The organism is Lacibacter sp. (assembly GCF_057361365.1).
This window is the reverse complement of sequence record NZ_JBMQSG010000005.1, coordinates 211,207-228,616: the sequence shown is the minus strand read 5'-3', so window position 1 is coordinate 228,616 and position 17,410 is coordinate 211,207. Positions and strand designations below refer to the sequence as shown.

The following is a 17,410-nucleotide window of genomic DNA, read 5'->3' as shown; positions in this document are numbered from 1 at the left end:
CATGAAAAAAGTAATTCATAATAGAGGTTTGATGATTGCTGTTGGATTGGTGCTCACCATCAGTTCCTGCAGTTCAACAAAGCAAGCTGCGAAAACAGTAGTAAAGGCTGTTGTGTTAAACAGCATTGAAAAAGCAAATACATATTGGCAAACAACAAACCCTGTGCATGGTCGTGCATTTTGGGATAATGCTGCTTATCACACAGGCAACATGGAAGCCTATGCATTAACAAAAAACGAAACCTATAAAAATTATTCAGAAGCATGGGCCATCAAAAACGAATGGAAGGGGGCAAAGAGTACGAACAAAGCAGAATGGAAATTCAATTATGGCGAGAAAGATGATTATGTATTGTTTGGCGATTGGCAGATCTGTTTTCAAACTTATATCGACTTGCATAACCTGCAACCAAACGAACAGAAAGTTGCACGTGCAAAAGAAGTGATGAGCTACCAGGTAAGCACCGCTGAAAATAAATACTGGTGGTGGGCCGATGGTTTGTACATGGTAATGCCGGTAATGACGAAGATGTACAAACTCACCGGTGATAAAATTTATCTCGACAAGCTGTATGAGTATTACTCTTATGCCAACAGCATTATGTACGATGCAGAAGAAAAGATCTATTACCGTGATGCGAAATATGTTTTTCCAAAACATAAAACTGCCAGTGGTAAAAAAGATTTTTGGGCACGTGGCAACGGTTGGGTGTTTGCAGGTTTAGCGAAAGTATTGCAGGACTTGCCGAAAGATGATGCGCATTACAATGAGTACGTTGAGAAATTCAAAGGCATGGCTGCTACTTTAAAAAATTACCAGCAGGCAGAAGGACATTGGACAAGAAGCCTGGTGGATACTGCACAGTCGCCGGGTTACGAAACAAGCGGCACTGCATTTTTCACCTACGCCTATTTGTGGGGAATGAACAATGGTTACTTAGATAAAGCAACATATAAAACAACTGCATTAAAAGGCTGGAACTATTTGCAAACAATAGCACTGCAGCCCGATGGAAAAGTTGGTTATGTGCAACCAATAGGTGAGCGAGCCATTCCCGGACAGGTAGTCGATAAAAACTCTACGGCAAACTTTGGCGTTGGCGCATTCCTGCTTGCTGCCTGCGAAATGGTTCGCTTTACAGAGAAAAGAAAATAACAAGAGAAATTTCATATCAGCAGTTAATCGTACACCGGCTGTTTCTACAGCTGGTTTTTTCTTGTGTTGTATGAACTGATATGCCTGCTGAAGTCAAACAGGTGATGGCGGTCAGGAATATCTACCCGAAAAGTCGACTAATGCAAAACCGCTACAGAAATCAGGAAAATTAAGGTGAAGAATATGAGTTTGCCCCCTAAATCCTATCATTTATCCCCCCTGGAAAACTCCCACTTGCTCCCAAATTTGAATGTTGATTTTTTCAACAATGATTGTTAAGACGTGAAAGATCTCTCTTTTTTTAACTCTTAAAATTGCTGTCATATGGCACAAAACTACTGCTCCTTTTTCCGGGCTGCCTTCCGGGAAAATAGTCTAAGGCATCTTTTTACACTGCTCTTATTATGTACACTTCCGTTTTGTTTATCTGCGCAGGACAAAACTGTAAGCGGCGTAATTACTAATTCAGAAACCGGTGAACCTGTTGCTGCGGCCACCGTAGCCGTAAAAGGCAAAAACACTTCGGTTATTTCTGATGCGCAAGGTTCTTTTAAAATTAAGGCCGATGCAGGTGATGTACTCCACATCTCCAGTGTTGGATATTCCGACCTCGAAGTGGCGGTTCCAGCTCAGGATGAAGTAGTGCAAATCAGGCTTGTTGCATCAAACAAACAACTCAACGAAGTTGTGGTTGTAGGTTACGGTACAAAAAAACGTTCTGATGTTACCGGCTCGGTTGTGTCAGTTCCTAAAAGTCGTTTGGAAAGATTGCCTGTTACAAACGTGTTGCATGCAATTGAAGGTTCTGTTGCCGGTGTTAACATCAGCCAGGGTTCATCAGTTCCCGGTAGCTCGGCTGGTATTTTGGTACGTGGACAAAATTCTATCTCGGCAAATACATCACCACTTATTGTTGTTGATGGAATCCCTTTCAACAAATCGGGCGGTATTACTAATGATATCAATCCAAACGATATTGCTTCTATTGAAGTATTGAAAGATGCATCTGCCACCGCCATCTATGGTATGAATGGTTCAAACGGTGTAATTCTCATCACTACAAAAAGAGGTACCACCGGAAAACCTGTTATTCGTTATAGCGGTTACACAGGTGTCGATAATGTTGTGCAAACGCTTACACCATTAAGTCCTGAACAATACGTACAGAAGTATACTGATTATAAAACGCAGGTTCCTACTGCGCCACAAACAGTATTGTGGAATGCGTATGAAATTGCCAATTACAACGCAGGTAAATCTGTTGATTGGTTAAATGAAGTAAAAAGACAAGGTGTTATCCAGGATCATAACTTAAGTATTTCCGGGGGTACTAAAGAATTTAAGTATTTCCTCTCTGGTGAATATTTGAAACAACTCGGTGCGGTAAAAGGTTACCAATACCACCGTGCAAGTGTGCGTTCAAATATGGATATCAACCTTACTGATTATTTATCAGTGGGCACATCATTATTTTATGCCAACAATAATTACGATGGCGGAAGAGCAAACTTTTACCTGGCTGCAGCCATGAGTCCTTATGGAACACTTCGCAATGCAGCAGGCAATTATGAAATTTTCCCCATGAATCCTGAACTCTTGTATGAAAATCCGTTGCTGGGTTTGAATACAGAAAGGGTCGACAGAAGCAATAACCTGAACGGGAATGCATATGCCGAAATTAAGTTCAATGGTGTATTGCAAGGTTTAAAGTACAGGTTGAATGTTGGTACAAATTATATTACAACACGTGCCGGTTCTTACCGTGGACGTAATGCAAATAATACAATTGGTAGTGCAAGTACTTCAAGTTCCGAAACCAATAGCTGGGTAGTAGAAAATATATTGACCTATGCGAAAAATTTCGGTGTGCACCATTTTGATTTCACCGGGTTGTATAGTGCACAGCAAAGAAGATATTTTACATCAAGCGCAGGTGCCACTAATTTCATTAACGACGAACTGGCTTTTTATAATCTTGGCGCAGGTGCAACCCAAACTGCAGGTTCATACCAGGATAAGTACAACATTGCCTCCCAAATGGCAAGGATCAACTATACTTATAACAGTAAGTATTTGTTAACCGTAACTGCCCGCCGTGATGGTTCATCGGTAATGGGTGCTAACACAACAAAATATGGTGTGTTCCCTTCTGTTGCCCTTGCATGGAATATTTCAAATGAAGATTTCATGGGTAAAGCAAAATTCATCAACAACCTCAAACTTCGCACATCATACGGACACACAGGTAACGAAGCCATTGGTGTTTACGGAACGGTTACCACCGATGCATCTGTTCGTTATCCTTTCAACGGTACAAGTACCATTGGTGTGTTGGCAAGTAATCTGGGTAATGCTAACCTGCATTGGGAAACATCTAAAACATTCAACGTAGGTGTTGATTTTGGGTTGCTGAATAATCGTATTAACGGCTCTGTTGATTTTTATAATACAAGAACAAGTGATATCATCCTACGTCGTAACCTTCCTATCATTACTGGTTACAGCAATATCTTCGACAATCTTGGTATTACGCAAAACAGAGGTGTTGATATCGTCATCAATTCAGATAATATTTCTACGAAGGATTTCAAATGGCAAACCACTGCCAACTTCGCCACCAATAAAAACAAGCTCATTGATTTGTATGGCGATAAAAAAGATGATCTTGGCAACAGGTGGTTTATTGGTCAGCCAATTGGTGTGATCTATGATTATAAAATGGCCGGTGTATGGCAGGTTGGTGAAGATCCAACAGGATGGGATGCTGGTGCAAAACCTGGCGACTTGAAATTTGCTGATACCAATGGCGATAAAAAAATAGATGGCAACGACCGTATCATACTTGGTCAAACTGCACCTAAATGGACAGGTGGTTTAATTAATACATTCTCTTATAAAAATTTAAGTCTTACCGTTTTCATTCAAACAGTACAGGGTGCTATTAAAAATAATGTTACCCTTACGTATGCTGATGAAGCAGGGCGTATGAATATTCCTGTTGAAACGGGATACTGGACAGCTGCAAACAAAAGCAATACAAGACCATCGCTTGGTTATACAAATACAAAAGGGTATGGGTATGCATCTGATAACAGCTTTACAAGAATAAAAGACGTTTCACTCAGCTACACATTTGGTAAGAATGTATTGGATAAGATCAAACTCGGAAGTTTAACCGCTTACGTGAGTGGCAGAAATCTTTACACGTTTACAAACTGGATAGGTTGGGATCCTGAACACAACTATTCGTTCAGAGGTTCAGGCGACTGGACAAATAACTATCCCATTACAAGACAGTTTGTATTTGGTTTAAATGTAACACTCCGTTAATTGATCATTTAAAACTATTACGATGAAAAAAACATATTTAATTATATCGTCTGTTATTGCAGGCTGCCTGTTGATGTTAAGCTCCTGCAAGAAAACATATTTAGATGAAGAAGTGTTTTCGGCCTATTCGCCGCAAACCTTAAATGACTCATTAGGCTTTGAAGCATCAGTGATTGGTTTGCATAATCATTTAAGTACTTTCTTTAGTTACAGCGATCCGCAGGGATGGCCAAGTGTGTGGCATGCAGGAACAGATATTGCATTGGTGCCACCAACACAGAGACAAGGAATTGAAATTCCTTATTATGACTACACCCAGTTGATACCCACTGATGGTGCAGCTTCATTTACATGGGGCTGGGCATACCGTATGATCAATAATGCAAACATTATCATCAAAACAATTGAAAGCGGAAACATTGGTGCAATGACGGCAGCCAATAAGAATAGTGTAAATGCAGAAGCAAAATTTTTCAGAGCCTATGCTTATAATATTCTGGCAACTTGTTTTGGGAGAGTTCCATTGGTAACAGAACCATTAACAGCTCCTAAAACAGATTTTGTACGTACGTCACTTGATAGCGTAAACAATCTTATTATCGAAGATCTTGTGTATGCGGGTGCCAATTTACCTGAGCCTGGTGCAGTAAGTTCAAAATTAAATGCAAACGGCAAGCCTATTGCACGTGCGAATAAATACCAGGCAATGCAGTTGCTGGCAGAAGTTTATTTAAGAGCCAACAAACCTGCTTTAGCAGAAGCACAATGTGATTTAATTATCAATAGCGGAAAATTTGCGTTGTCAAATAGTCGTTACGGTATTAAAGCTTCACAACCCGGCGATGCTTTCAGTGATATGTTTTGGTACGGCAATCAACGCAGGTCGCAAGGCAACAAAGAAGCCATTTGGGTGATGGAATTTGAAAACCCTGCTACAGTAGTTGGAGGAATTACTAATAACCCCCAACAGCGTCGTAATTGGGGAGCTGCCTATTACCAGATAAGTGGTATGATCATTTGTGATTCATTGGGTGGTCGTGGTATTGCCCGTATGCGATTAACAAATTGGGTTGTATATGATCTGTATGAAGCAAACGATATGCGCAACTCACAGTTTAATCTGCGCAGGAAGTTTTATTACAACGATGCAACTAAATCTAACTATGGTCAACAGATTCCTTATGTAGGTGCCGATACCGTGTTTAAAATTTGCCCGCACACTACAAAATGGTTCCAATACGATCCGAACGATGTGTTTGGTTTTGCCATGATCAAAGATTTTATCCTGATGCGTTTGGGCGAAACTTATTTATTAAAAGCAGAAGCACAGCTTAAACAAAATAATACTGGTGGCGCTGCAACAACCATTAACGTGATTCGTGCAAGGGCTAATGCAACGCCTGTTACTGGTGCACAGATCAATATGGATTTCATTCTTGATGAAAGAGCAAGGGAATTACTTGCAGAAGAAAACAGGAGAATGACATTGATGCGTACAGGTACATTGGTTGAAAGAACAACACGATTGAACGTGCAAACAATCAACCCCGTTGTAGGTCTTTTACCAAAGCATTTATTAATGCCAATCCCACAAACAGAAATTAATTTGAATAAAGATGCTATCCTGGAACAAAATACAGGATACAATTAAGCAGTAGTTTTTGGGTAACAGCCGGGGAATTTATGTTCCCTGGCTTTTTTCTCAATAAGAATAATTAAAAGAAATATCCTATATCACTTAAGACCGTTGAAGAAATCACATTCTATTTAAGCCGAATTATTTTTTGAACTACCTGATAACCATTTAAGATGAAAGTTGGAATGAGCCAAAGAGTATTCTCTACATTTTTTTGTATTTGCATTTCCGTCGGAACAATTTTTTCACAAGCTACTGTACAGAACGATTGGGAAAACCCCCAGTTGATTGATGTTAACAAAGAAGCCTCACATGCTTCGTTTATATTGTTCAGTTCGCAGCAGGATGTTGTTGCGGATGATTACAGTAAATCGCCGTTTCATCAATCGTTGAACGGCACATGGAAGTTTAGCTATGTAGATAAGCATGCCGACCGCATCAAAGATTTTTATCGTACCGATCTCAATACATCAGCATGGAAAGAAATTGCAGTGCCTTCTAACTGGGAGTTGCAGGGCTTTGGTGTTCCTATCTACACCAATATTGTTTATCCGCATCCGAAAACGCCTCCTGCTATTGGTGATAATAATCCCGTGGGTACCTACCGCAAAGAATTTACAATTGCAGATAACTGGAGCGATAAAGAAGTGATCCTGCATTTCGGTTCTATCAGTGGTTGTGCATTCATTTATGTGAATGGACAAAAAGTTGGTATGACCAAAGCGTCTAAAACCGCAGCAGAGTTCAACATCACCAGCTATTTACAGAAAGGAAAGAATCTGTTGGCTGTGCAGGTGTTTCGCTGGCATGATGGAAGTTATTTAGAAGACCAGGATTTCTGGCGCTTCAGTGGTATTGAACGCAATGTGTTTTTGTTTGCGATGCCAAAAGCAACAGTGTGGGATTATTTTTTAAAAGCAGATCTCGATGCACAATACAAAAATGGTTTGTTTAGTGCAGATGTGGACGTTCGCCAGTTTGCAGGTAACAATCAAAGCAACGGTACGCTTACCGTAGAGTTATTTGATAAGCAGGGCAAGAAAGTGTTTTCGCAAAAGAAAGATTATGTGTTAGGTAAAGACAGTGTTCAGAAAGTTTCTTTTGCAGGCACAATTAAAAATGTATTGAAATGGAGTGGCGAAACGCCGAACCTTTACAACTGCGTAATCACAAATGTTACAGGCAAAGGCATTGTAACAGTTACTCATACCGGAACAAGAATCGGTTTCCGTAAAGTGGAAATTAAAAATGCGCAACTGCTGGTGAATGGTATGCCTATCGAAGTGCGTGGTGTAAACCGGCACGAACATGATGCGGTAACAGGCCACACCACTTCAAAAGAATTAATGCTGAAAGATATTCAACTGATGAAGCAGTTCAATATCAATGCAGTTCGTTTATCGCATTATCCCAATGATCCGTTGTGGTACAAACTCTGCGATGAGTATGGTTTGTATTTGGTGGATGAAGCAAATATTGAAACTCACGGCATGGGTGCTGAGTTCCAGGCATGGTTCGATAAAGCAAAACATCCTGCTTATTTAGCAGAGTGGGCACCTGCACATATGGATCGTATCAAACGCATGGTTGAGCGTGATAAGAACCATGCATCCATCATCATCTGGAGTTTGGGTAACGAGTGTGGTAACGGTCCGGTATTTCATGATGCATACAAATGGATCAAAGAAAGAGATAACAGTCGTCCGGTGCAATTTGAACAGGCAGGTGAAGACTGGAATACAGATATTGTTTGCCCGATGTATCCACGTGTGAATCACATGAAACGTTATGCGGATGATAAAACAAAAACACGTCCGTACATTATGTGCGAGTACTCGCATGCAATGGGTAACAGCAATGGCAACTTCCGTGAATACTTCGATATTATCCGCAGCAGTAAACACATGCAGGGAGGTTTCATTTGGGACTGGGTTGATCAGGGTATTGAAACAAAAGACCTGAATGGGAAAACATTTTATGCATACGGTGGTGATCTGGGTGCGTTCTACTGGCAGCACGATGAGAATGGTGTGGCTGATGGTTTAGTGAGCAGCGACCGTACACCTGATCCCGGTTTGTATGAAGTAAAGAAAGTGTATCAGCCGATCGATTTTTATGCAAAGGATATTGCAAAAGGAATCATCACTATAAAGAACCGTTTCGATTTTACCAATACCAATCATTACAACTTTGCTTATACATTATTACGCAATGGAGAAATCGTTCATGTGGGTGTATTTAAAGCAGATGTGTTACCGCATTCAGAAAAAGATATCACGCTTGAGCTGCCTGCAAACAAAATGAACGATGATGCAGAATACATGCTCAACGTTGTTGCAACAGTTTCACATCAATCAGCAACGCCGGTGTTGTCTTTTGGTCATGTAATTGCCAATGAGCAGTTTGCATTAAAAGGAAATTATTTCCAAACCATCGTTGCAGCAAAATCTGAGTTGCAGATCAAAAAAGAAACCGATAAGATCACGTTCCAATCTGGCAACGTTAGTGGTGAAGTTGATTTGAAGCAAGGTGCTATCCGCAACTACCGTATAAAAGATGGTATGCAGTTGGGTCGTTTCCCTGAACCTTATTTCTGGCGCTCTCCAACCGATAACGATTTCGGTAACGGTATGCCATGGAACTTAGGTGTATGGCGCAACGCACATCAAAACCGAAAAGTGAAGAGTGTGAAAGCAGGCGAGCAAACTGCTGAAGGTCTTGCTGTAAAAGTAGAATATGAATTAACAGGCATTGCTGTTCCTTACACCATTGATTATTTAATTCAGAATGATGGCAGTATTAAAGTAACCGCATCAATGGATATGACAGGAAGAGATCTCCCTGAACTTCCACGCTTCGGTATGCGTATGCAGTTGCCTTCGCAATTTGATAGCTTGCGTTACTACGGTCGTGGTCCATGGGAAAATTATATCGATCGTAAGGAATCATCATTATTAGGTGTGTATGCTGATAATGTGAGCAACCAGTTTTATGGTGGCTATATTCGTCCGCAGGAGAGTGGTAATAAAACCGATGTGCGTTGGTTCACCTTAACGGGCCGTCGTGGTAATGGTTTGCGTTTTGAAGGTGTGCAGCCGATCAGCTTTACAGCCATCAATCATTCGGTTGAAAGTCTTGATCCGGGTTTAAGCAAAAAGCAACAGCACCCAACAGATCTTGCTCCGGATAGAAATGTTTACCTGAGCATCGATCTGAAACAACGTGGTGTTGGTGGCGATGACAGCTGGGGTGCTTTACCACACGATCAATATCGTTTACTCGAAAAAAAATACAGCTACAGCTATATTATTCGTTTGTTGAATTAGTTTTAGTACATCTATTCAAAATTTGTGTCCTTTATGTATGTTCTGTGTTCTTCGGGGTAACAGGAATGCATAAAGGACACCGATTTAAGAGCAACTCATAAATCGTTTTTTAATTATGGTGATTCGTTACAGCATTTATACCAGTTTCATTTTGCTTATTGTTGCCTGCAACAGGCACACTGCTGCAAATTCGAAACAAACAACCGTTACCACAGATGGTTATACATTAGTGTGGGCCGATGAGTTTAACAGCAAAGGCAAACCAGATACAGCTAATTGGAAACATGAGTATGGTTTTGTACGGAATGAAGAATTACAATGGTATCAACCGGAGAATACGTTTTGCGAAAACGGTTTGCTGGTAATTGAAGCAAGGAAAGAAAACAAACCAAATCCACGCTATCAGGAAGGATCGAACGACTGGAGAAGAAAACGAAAAACGATCGACTATACTTCTTCCTGCATCATTACAGCAGGTAAACAGCAATGGTTGTATGGTCGTTTTGAAATGCGTGCACGCATTGATATACGAAGTGGGTTGTGGCCTGCATGGTGGACATTGGGTGTAAACAAACCTTGGCCCGGCAATGGTGAAATTGATATTATGGAATACTACCGTGGAAAGTTATTAGCGAATATTGCCTGCCTCGGCAGCAACCGCAAAGCAGAATGGTACAGTAATACATTCAATATCGATTCGCTTGGTGGAAAAAAATGGGCCGATGAATTTCATGTGTGGCGGATGGATTGGACAACGGATTACATTGCTTTGTTTTGCGATGAGCAATTGTTGAATAAAGTAAATGTTGATGCATTGGTAAATAAAGATGGCAGCAATTTTAATCCCTTCAGGCAACCACATTACATGTTACTCGATCTTGCTATTGGCGGAATGAACGGAGGCGATCCTTCGTCAACCCCTTTCCCAAACAGGTTTGAAGTGGACTATGTGCGGGTATATCAGAAAAAATAAAACATATAATAAACAACGATGACTGTCAACTATAAGCAGGGATTATTCTTTCTCTTTATTGCAGTGAGTTCATTTGTAACTGCTCAAACAAAAAAAGCAGGTCCAAAAGAAAATTACACGGCCTACCTGTTTACTTATTTTACCGGCAATGCAAAAGTCGAAGAGCAGATCTGTTTTGCCATCAGCAAAGATGGATACAACTATCGTTCATTGAATAGTGGTAAACCTGTTATTCAATCGGCTGCTATCAGCGAAACAGGTGGTGTGCGTGATCCGCATATTTTGCGTGGTGCCGATGGTAAAACATTTTACATGGTGGTAACGGATATGGTTTCTGCCAATGGCTGGAGTTCGAACCGTGCAATGGTATTGTTGAAATCAACGGATCTTATTAACTGGACTTCTTCTGTTGTTAATATTCAAAAGCGTTTTGCAGGACAGGATAGTTTGCTGCGTGTGTGGGCACCGCAAACCATTTATGATGCGGCTGCAAAAAAATACATGATCTATTTTTCGATGAAGCACGGCAACCAGCCCGATATCATTTATTATGCGTATGCCAATAAAGATTTTACCGACCTGGAAGCAGAACCGAAGCAACTGTTTTACAGTCCGGATAATGCAGCCTGCATTGATGGCGACATCGCAGAGAAGGATGGTAAATTTTATTTGTTCTTTAAAACAGAAGATCGTCATCCCGGAATTAAAATAGCCGTGTCTGATAAACTGACTGGCGGTTATCAAATGCAAAGCCCCGATTATGTGCAGCAAACAAAAAGCCCGGTTGAAGGTGCAGGCACATTTAAGCTGAACGATGGCAGTGGTTTTATCCTGATGTATGACATGTACACCAGCGGTAAATATCAGTTCACTAAAACAAAAGACTTAAAAACATTTACAGTTGTTGATGAAGAAGTGTCGATGAATTTTCATCCACGTCATGGAACGGTGATGCCGATCACAACTGCAGAAGCTGAACGTTTAATGAAGAAATGGGGAGCTGCAGAAGATGTGCTGGGTAATGCCACATCAAAACAAATCAAGAAAATCAACACAAGAGTTGATACGTTGAATAAAACAGTTTATCTATCGGTAAAGCCGGGAACGAATTTGAAAGCATTCAATCCTTCTTTCAGAATATTACCTGCAACAACAGTTACACCTGCAGCACCACAGGATTTTTCGAAAGGTGCGGTTAAGTATGTGGTGAATATTAAAGGACAACAACCGCAAACATGGAAAGTGATTGCAAAAGAAAATCATAATCCTGTACTCGAAGGTTATTTTGCTGATCCGGATGTGTTATATTCTGAAAAAACAAAGAAGTATTACATCTATCCAACAAGCGATGGATTCAACGGTTGGTCAGGAACTTATTTCAAAGCATTCTCATCTGCGGATTTAGTGAACTGGAAAGATGAAGGAGTAATCCTCGATTTGAACAAAGATGTAAGCTGGGCTAAACGCAATGCATGGGCGCCTAGCATTATTGAAAAGAAAGTGAACGGTCAGTACAAATACTTTTATTATTTCACTGCGGCACAAAAGATCGGTGTAGCTGTTGCTGATGATCCTGCAGGTCCGTTTGTGGATATGGGTAAGGCATTGATCGATAAAAAACCGGAAGGCGTAAGAGGCGGACAGGAAATTGATCCCGAAGTATTCACTGATCCGCAAACTGGAAAGAGCTATTTGTATTGGGGCAATGGCTACATGGCTGTAGCAGAGTTGAATGAGGATATGATTTCACTGAAGCAGGAAACGTTAAGTACAATTAAAGTTGACAGAACCTTTCGTGAAGGAACAACTGTGTTCTATCGCAAAGGCACTTACTATTTCTTGTGGAGTGAAGATGATACACGCAGCGAAAACTATCGTGTGCGTTATGGTACATCCAATTCACCAACCGGCCCCATTACAATTGCAGTGAATAATTTAGTAATTGCCAAAGATCCTTCAACAGGTATTTACGGCACAGGGCACAATTCTGTTTTACAAATACCCGGTAAAGATGAATGGTATATCGTGTATCACCGCTTCAATTATCCAAAAGGAATAACCATGGGCAGTGCTGCAGGTTTTAACCGTGAAGTGTGTATCGATAAAATGGAGTTCAATACCGATGGAACGATCAAGCAGGTAACGCCTACACATGAAGGTGTGAAGCCCATTCAATAATTTCAGCAAAACAAAAATACAATTGCTCAATGCCTAGATTATTTGCCAGTATCATTCTTTTGTTTATGCTTCATGGAAATTGTTTTGCACAGCAGAACAGTTTGCAAACATTTCCGTTGCGTGATGTGCGTTTGCTCAACAGCCCGTTTAAGCAGGCACAGGAAACAGATAAGAAATATATTCTGTCGATGGATATGGATCGTTTGCTTGCTCCTTTTTTAAGAGAGGCGGGCATTGAAACAAAAGCCATCAGTTATCCCAACTGGGAAAACAGTGGATTGGATGGGCATATCGGTGGACATTATATTTCCGCATTGGCAAATATGTATGCAGCAACAGGTGATGCAGAAATCTTACGTCGGTTGAATTACATGATCGATCAGTTGGAGAAATGCCAGCAGAAAGATGCGGATGGGTATGTTGGCGGCATACCCGGCGGTAAAAAAATGTGGCAGGATGTGGCTGCAGGAAAAATTAATGCCGGAGGTTTTTCATTGAATGATAAATGGGTGCCGCTGTACAATATTCACAAGCTGTATGCAGGGTTGATTGATGCATATACCATTGCAGGTAATCAAAAAGCAAAAACAATTCTTGTAAAACTTGCTGATTGGTTTTATACCATTACTGCAAAACTGAGTGATGAACAATTGCAGACGATACTCCGAAGTGAACATGGCGGCATGAACGAAGCGTTTGCAGATGTGGCAGCTATCACCGGCGATAAAAAATATCTGGAGCTTGCAAAACGCCTCTCACACAAAGTCATTTTAAACCCGTTGCTGCAGCAGAAAGATGCACTCAACGGATTACATGCTAATACACAAATACCGAAAGTGATCGGCTTTATGCGTATCGCATCACTCGGCGGCGACAGTAGCTGGGCCAACGCTGCCAACTTTTTCTGGAATACCGTTACTCAACATAGAACTATTTCCATTGGCGGCAACAGCGTACGGGAACATTTTCATCCTGCCAACGACTTCTCTTCCATGATCGATACCAAGGAAGGACCGGAGACCTGCAACTCCTACAACATGCTTAAGTTGTCGAAGCAATTGTTTTTATCACACCCTTCTGCACAATACATGGATTACTACGAACGTACCATGTACAATCATATTCTTTCATCGCAACATCCTGATGGAGGCTTTGTTTATTTCACACCCATTCGTCCGAGACATTACCGTGTTTATTCGCAACCGCAGATGGGTATGTGGTGTTGTGTGGGAACAGGCATGGAAAATCATGGAAAGTATGCAGAGTTGATCTATGCACACAATGAAAAAGACCTGTATGTTAATTTCTTCATCCCTTCTGTATTGAATTGGAAAGAGAAAGGTTTGCGGGTACAACAGCAAACATCATTTCCAGAAAGTGAAGTAACGGAACTGAAGATCACGATCAGTAAACCGCAGCAGTTCGCTATTCTGTTCCGTTATCCATCGTGGGTAAAAGACGGTGAATTAAAAGCATACGTCAATAAAAAAGAAGTAACAGTAAAACGGAATGCAGATTCCTACGCATCGGTTACACGTATGTGGAAGACGGGTGATGTGCTTTCGATAAAATTACCCATGCAAATTAAAGCAGAGTTTTTACCCGACAGTTCATCATGGGTTTCGTTTGTTCGTGGACCGATCGTATTGGCTGCAGCAACAGACACAACCGGATTGAAGGGTTTGAAAGCAGATGACAGCCGCATGGGGCATATTGCTAACGGTCCGCTGTACCCGATAGAAGACGCACCGATGATTGTAACTGCTGATAAGAACAGTATCACTTCATTGCAGCCGGTAAAGGGCAAGCCGTTGACTTACACTGCTGCATCACTGGTTTATCCTGCGAAGTACAAGGATCTGCAATTGGTTCCTTTTTATAAAATTCATGACAGTCGTTATATGTTGTACTGGCGTTATGCAACACCTGCACAACTGGAAACAATCAAGGACGAAATCCGTAAGCGGGAAGAAGTGAGACTGGCATTGGAAAAAATAACAGTCGACCAGGTTGCACCGGGCGAACAGCAACCGGAATCGGATCATGCATTCAAAGGCGAGCAAACAGACGCCGGTGTGCACAAGGATCGTCACTGGCGTACTGCAAAAAAATGGTTCAGCTATGAATTAAAGAATGCCGATGCACTGGCACGGACATTACGTCTTACTTACTACGGCATGGATCGAAATCGTTTGTTTGATATCTACATCAATAATGTGTTCATTCAAACAGTTGAGTTGAATGGTGCAAAAGGCGATCAGTTTTTTGATGTGGATTATGCATTGCCGGCAGAACTCAGCACAGAAAAAGTACTCACGGTAAAATTTGTAGCGAAAGAAAATTCAATTGCAGGCGGCGTGTATTATGTACGCTTGCTGAAATAAAAAATCATGTAAAAGCAGACAGATGGGAAAAGGATTACTGGCTTTATTGTTTGTTGTATCAGTTGCAGGTGCATTTGCACAGCAACCCGATTCTGTTTTTGTAAAAGGATATGCCACGGGTAAAAACGATCACAAAAACGGATTACACATTGCTTATAGTTTTGATGGTAAGAACTGGATCAGCATCGGAAATGAATTCTCTTTTTTACGAAGCGATTACGGCCGATGGGGTGAAAGTAAAAAAATGTACGATCCCGTTTTGGTACAGAACAGCAAGAGCGAATGGGCCTGTTACTTTTTTACAGAAGCAGAGCACAAAGTAGTGGGCGTTGCTTATACCAGTGATCTGCTGTTGTGGAAACCACAGGATTATTTTCTGTATGATGAAGTGAAAACAAAGTTTCCTGTAATCAGTAAAGCGTTGAGCAATACTGCTGTTATTCATAAGCAACCGTGGAGTTTTGTTCAGGCGTTGATCAATCATACCGACCTGCAAGCATACCACAACATGCAATACGGTGTAACAGCGCAAAGTTTCGCAGAAAAAAATGCAGGACTGAAACTGGTGAATGTTTCATTATCGATCAACATGGAAAACAAAAAGAAGATCAGCGATAAACTCGTTGGTGTTTTTTTTGAAGATCTGAACTACGCTGCTGATGGCGGTTTGTATGCAGAGCTGATCCAGAACCGGGGCTTTGAATATTCAGCAAAAGACAGAAGAGAATGGAACAGCGCAAGCTTTTGGAAAAGCAGCAAGGGAAAAGTGCAGATAGAAAGTAAAGAACCTGTTCATGCAAATAATCCGCATTATGCAGTACTGCAAAAAGACGAGCAGTTGCAGAACGAAGGTTTTGATGGCATTGCAGTTATAGCAGGAGAGAAATATGATCTTTCTTTGTTTGCTCGCTCAGCCAACAAAGGAAGTTTATCCGTTGTGTTAACAGACAGTAACGGTGCGAAAGTTTCAAACGAAATAGCAATTGCAGTAAACAACTCAAGTTGGAAACAATATCAATATGTATTCACTGCAAATACTTCCGTGAAACATGCACGGCTTTTAATCACTGCAAAAAAACAAGAGACAGCTGTTGATGTTATATCTCTCTTTCCACAAAAAACATTTAAGAACAGGAAGAATGGTTTAAGAGCAGACCTTGCTCAAGCCATCGCCGATATTAAACCACGCTTTATGCGTTTCCCAGGTGGTTGTTTGGCGCATGGCAATGGCATCGATAATATTTATCGTTGGAAAAATTCCATTGGCAAACTGGAAGAGCGTAAACCCGATTTTAATTTATGGGGTTATCATCAAACAATGGGGCTTGGTTATTACGAGTACTTCCAGTTTTGTGAAGACATCGGTGCCGAACCATTGCCTGTACTTGCAGCCGGTGTTCCCTGCCAGAATTCAAGTCATCATCATCAAACAGGCATTGCTGGTCAGCAGGGTGGTATTCCGCTGAATGAAATGGATGCATATATCCAGGACATTCTTGATCTGATCGAATGGGCCAATGCAGATAATAAAACATCATGGGGCAAGCTGCGTGCAGCAGCGGGGCATCCTGCTCCTTTCAATTTAAAATACATCGGCATCGGTAATGAAGACCTGATATCGGAAGTGTTTAAAGAACGCTTTGCTATGATCTACAAAGCCATTAAAGCAAAGTATCCTGAGATCACAGTCATTGGAACAGTAGGTCCTTTTTACGAAGGAAGTGATTATCGTTTCGGATGGGACTTCGCATCAAAGCTGGATGTACCAATGGTGGATGAACATTATTATGTACCACCAGCCTGGTTGATCAACAACCAGGATTTTTATGACAAGTACGATCGTAAAAAATCAAAAGTTTATCTGGGTGAATATGCAGCCCATGTAAGAGGGAGGCCGAATAATATGGAAACTGCATTGGCTGAAGCATTGTATTTGTGCAGTGTTGAACGAAACGGGGATGTGGTTGAAATGACTTCTTATGCACCATTGCTGGCAAAAGAAGGCCACACACAATGGAACCCTGATATGATCTACTTTAACAACAATGAAATAAAACTTACACCGGGTTATGAAGTGCAAAAGATGTTTGGTAACAATGCCGGTGATGAATACATTGAAAGCAGTTTTGTTATCGATAATAACAATGCTGATGTACAAAAACGTATTGCAAAGTCGGTTGTAAGAGATGCAAAGACAGGTGACTTGATTGTAAAGCTTGTCAATCTTCTGCCTGTTGAAACAACAGTAGATTTCAAAGAATTCAATCTTGGCAATTACAAGATCGAAAAAAAAGTATTGCATGGTAATCCTGATGATAAAAATGTACAACCTATAACAGCGAGTGATCCTGTGCAGAACAACAAATTGGTTTTGCCGAAATATTCTTTTACGGTAATACGGATAAAAAATAAATAATTCAACCTGTA

At 40.9% G+C, this 17,410-nt stretch carries 8 protein-coding genes; all 8 read left to right on the top strand.

All coding sequences use genetic code 11. The annotated features are described in order from the left end of the window. The first annotated feature begins 1 nt into the window (after position 1). The 8 genes from ACO1QW_RS02995 to ACO1QW_RS02960 all read left to right on the top strand — a co-directional run bounded on the left by ACO1QW_RS02995 (position 2) and on the right by ACO1QW_RS02960 (position 17,399). Positions 2 to 1,156 carry a glycoside hydrolase family 88/105 protein gene (locus tag ACO1QW_RS02995; RefSeq protein WP_486255545.1) on the top strand — a complete coding sequence of 385 codons (1,155 nt, stop codon included), beginning with the start codon at positions 2 to 4 and terminating at the stop codon, positions 1,154 to 1,156. A gap of 324 nt (positions 1,157 to 1,480) precedes the next feature. Further along, a complete protein-coding gene (locus ACO1QW_RS02990) occupies positions 1,481 to 4,486 on the top strand; it encodes a SusC/RagA family TonB-linked outer membrane protein (RefSeq protein ID WP_486255543.1) in 3,006 nt (1,001 codons plus the stop codon). Between the two features lie 22 nt (positions 4,487 to 4,508). After that, positions 4,509 to 6,137 carry a RagB/SusD family nutrient uptake outer membrane protein gene (locus ACO1QW_RS02985; protein ID WP_486255541.1) on the top strand — a complete coding sequence of 543 codons (1,629 nt, stop codon included), beginning with the start codon at positions 4,509 to 4,511 and terminating at the stop codon, positions 6,135 to 6,137. A 158-nt stretch (positions 6,138 to 6,295) separates the two neighbouring features. Further along, positions 6,296 to 9,448, top strand: a complete 3,153-nt coding sequence (gene lacZ, locus ACO1QW_RS02980; RefSeq protein ID WP_486255540.1) for a beta-galactosidase, LacZ type — start codon at positions 6,296 to 6,298, stop codon at positions 9,446 to 9,448. A gap of 115 nt (positions 9,449 to 9,563) precedes the next feature. Beyond that, entirely contained in the window at positions 9,564 to 10,421 is an 858-nt protein-coding gene (locus ACO1QW_RS02975; RefSeq protein ID WP_486255539.1) for a glycoside hydrolase family 16 protein, read from the top strand. A gap of 18 nt (positions 10,422 to 10,439) precedes the next feature. Further along, a complete protein-coding gene (locus ACO1QW_RS02970; RefSeq protein WP_486255538.1) occupies positions 10,440 to 12,599 on the top strand; it encodes a glycoside hydrolase family 43 protein in 2,160 nt (719 codons plus the stop codon). A gap of 29 nt (positions 12,600 to 12,628) precedes the next feature. Further along, positions 12,629 to 14,983 carry a beta-L-arabinofuranosidase domain-containing protein gene (locus tag ACO1QW_RS02965; protein WP_486255536.1) on the top strand — a complete coding sequence of 785 codons (2,355 nt, stop codon included), beginning with the start codon at positions 12,629 to 12,631 and terminating at the stop codon, positions 14,981 to 14,983. A 22-nt stretch (positions 14,984 to 15,005) separates the two neighbouring features. Beyond that, a complete protein-coding gene (locus ACO1QW_RS02960) occupies positions 15,006 to 17,399 on the top strand; it encodes an alpha-L-arabinofuranosidase C-terminal domain-containing protein (RefSeq protein WP_486255534.1) in 2,394 nt (797 codons plus the stop codon). Positions 17,400 to 17,410 lie beyond the last annotated feature (11 nt).